Genomic DNA, 2,915 nt, shown 5'->3' on the forward strand with positions numbered 1-2,915 from the left:
TGAAGGCGATCGCCAACTACGACTGCCCCCCTGAGGTGACGTTGTCCTGCCCGATCCAGGCGTTCTATGGAGACGACGACGAGATTGCCACCGCCGAGAAGGTGGCCCCCTGGGCCGAGCGGACCACAGCAGGGTTTTCCGCGCAGGAATTCAAGGGACACCACTTCTACCTCAATGATCACTTGGGCGAGTTGGTGCCCGTGGTCGAGCAGAAAATCTGGTCGCGCTGCGGCGACTAGACCCGGATCGAGTAGGCCCGGATCGATCAGGCCCAAATCGATCAGGCCCAAATCGATGTGGCTATCACCACACCCCGTTACGTCGCTGTGACCGTCCAGAGGACTGACGAAAACCCCCAAAAAACGGGGCTGCCAAGCCCATATCGAGGCCCGTCGACAACCTTTTTCTGCGCCGAATCAGGACCCATACACCGCACCGAGCCGCGATCCCCGCAAACCGTTTAGGCACGCGCCAAAAGGATCGGGAGCACTGTTTTCGGCCGGCCCGGCGCCCGGTTCGCGCGCCCGGCTCGTGCCCAGCCGAGCAACCCGAAACCATGGACCTAGGTGGGGCGTTCCCCTGCCTGGCAAAACCCTCAAGCCGCCGCAAGCCATGCGCTCGGTAGGCGCCGTTACGCGCCTCGGGCGAAACCCGCCAGAAACTGCCGGCTTCCCTCTGGCAAGCAATTCGTGGTGTAATCCTTCCCGGAAACAAACAACATTGTCGACGGGTCGGTGTTAGCCTTCGGGTGAGCAGGGGGACACGCGGCCATGAGTAACGAATCGGTTTGCCAGTACGACGGTGAAGCCGAGGCGCGAAGACATTTACGAAAGGACGTCGCCATGCCGCTGCTTGAGTCGACAATTCCTGGCTTGCTTGCCGAACGGGCTGCCCGCCAGCCCGACGACGTGGCTTATACCTTTATCGACTACGACGTCGATCCTGCCGGATTCGCGGAGACCCTGACCTGGTCACAGGTGCACCACCGCGCCCAGGTCGTCGCAGAGGAGCTGCTCCGGCACGGCTCGAAAGGCGACCGAGCCGCCATTCTGGCGCCCCAAGGCCTGGAGTACATCATTGCTTTCTACGGCGCGATGCAGGCCGGCTTCATCGCCGTGCCGCTGCCCGTACCCGCGATGGGCCAGCTCGATGAGCGAGTGAACGGCGCGCTGCGTGACTGCCAGCCGGTCGCCGTGCTGACCACTTCGGCCGTTGTCGGCGAGATCATGACCTACGTCGGGGCGCAACCTGGCGGGTCCACGCCGGAAGTCATCGAGGTCGACGCCCTCGACTTCGATTCGCCACGCACTGTCGAGGTGAACGTCGGCCCGCTGCCCAAGACTGCGTACCTGCAATACACGTCAGGGTCGACCCGCGCGCCAGCGGGCGTGATCATGACGCACAAGAACGTGATCGCCAACCTCGATCAGATTTTCACCGACTACATGGATTGCCGCGGCGGCGTGCCGCCGCAGGACACCACGATGGTGTCGTGGCTGCCCTTCTACCATGACATGGGCCTCATCCAGGGTGTCTTCGCCTCTCTGCTGTGCCCACCGGACGGCCCGAACGGTTCCTGGGGGCGACCGGCTGTGTTGATGAGTCCGGTGGCGTTCCTGCAGAAGCCGGCCCGCTGGATCCAGCAGCTCGCCCTCAACACCCATGCGTGGTCGGCTGCGCCGAACTTCGCCTTCGAGCTCTCCGTGCGCCGCACGTCCGACGCCGACCTCGAAGGCATGGATCTGGGCGGCGTGCTGGGCATCATCAGCGGTAGCGAGCGCATCCACTCGGCGACCATCAGACGGTTCAACACGCGCTTCGCGGCGTTCAACATGCCCAGTACCACCGTGCGTCCTTCCTACGGCCTGGCCGAAGCCACCCTGTACGTGATCTCGGCGACCACCGGTCACACCCCAGCGACGGTGCGGTTCGACTACGAGAAGCTCTCCGCCGGTCACGCCAAGCGCTGCGGCGCCGAAGGTGGCTCCGAGCTCGTGAGCTACGGCGCCCCCCGGTCTTCGACCGTTCGCATCGTGAATCCCGACACGCAACTGGAGCACCCCGACGGCAGCATCGGTGAAATCTGGGTACACGGCGACCAGGTGGCGATGGGGTACTGGCGTAACCCGCAGCAGACCGAACGCACGTTCGGTGGCGAGATCCTCGACCCGTCCCCAGGAACGCCGCAGAACGCCTGGCTGCGCACCGGCGACCTCGGTGTCATGTCCGAGGGTGAGATGTTCATCATCGGCCGGATCAAGGACCTGCTGATCGTCGACGGGCGGAACCACTACCCCGACGACATCGAAGCCACCGTCCAGGAGATCACCTGCGGCCGCGTCGCCGCGATCTCCGTCCTGGACGACACCAGCGAGCAGAACACCAGCGAGCAATTGGTCGCGATCGCAGAACTCAAGCAGCGCGCCGGCTCCGAGGCCGAAGCACTCGACAGTCTGCGTGCTGTCAAACGCGAGGTCGCCTCGGCCATCAAGAAATCTCACAACGTGCGGATTTCTGACCTGGTGCTGGTCCCACCTGGCACCATCCCGATCACCACCAGCGGAAAGATACGGCGCTCGGCCTGCATCGATCGCTACCAGCAGGACGAGTTCAGCCGCTTGGACATCACATAGATGACCTTTGCTTTCGACGAGGACGGCATACGGCATTGGTTGGTTGACTATCTCGTCACCAACATCGGCTGCAGCCCCGACGAAATCAATTTTGATGCACCCCTGAACGATCTGGCCGTCGGGTCCAGCGACGCGGTAGTACTCACCGGCGAGCTTTCGGAGTTGCTGGGCCGCACGGTGTCCCCGGTGGAGTTCTGGCAGTACCCCACCATCAATGCTTTGGCGACGTTCCTGACCGGTGGCGAGGTCGAGCCTTTGGCCGAGCCGGTCGTGGGTCGCGAG

At 63.8% G+C, this 2,915-nt stretch carries 3 protein-coding genes; all 3 read left to right on the top strand.

Annotated features, from left to right (window positions below; genetic code table 11):
• On the top strand, nucleotides 1-239 hold a 239-nt coding region (locus tag ACPGXI_RS17895; protein WP_526655358.1), incomplete at its 5' end, for a thioesterase II family protein.
• Between the two features lie 603 nt (nucleotides 240-842).
• On the top strand, nucleotides 843-2,633 hold the full coding sequence (locus ACPGXI_RS17900; protein ID WP_526655362.1) for a fatty-acid--AMP ligase: 1,791 nt from the start codon (nucleotides 843-845) through the stop codon (nucleotides 2,631-2,633).
• Nucleotides 2,634-2,915: acyl carrier protein (locus tag ACPGXI_RS17905; RefSeq protein WP_526655360.1), on the top strand; the 282-nt coding region annotated here is incomplete at its 3' end.

The sequence above is a fragment of the Mycobacterium sp. genome, from assembly GCF_049608025.1.
GTDB lineage: Bacteria > Actinomycetota > Actinomycetes > Mycobacteriales > Mycobacteriaceae > Mycobacterium.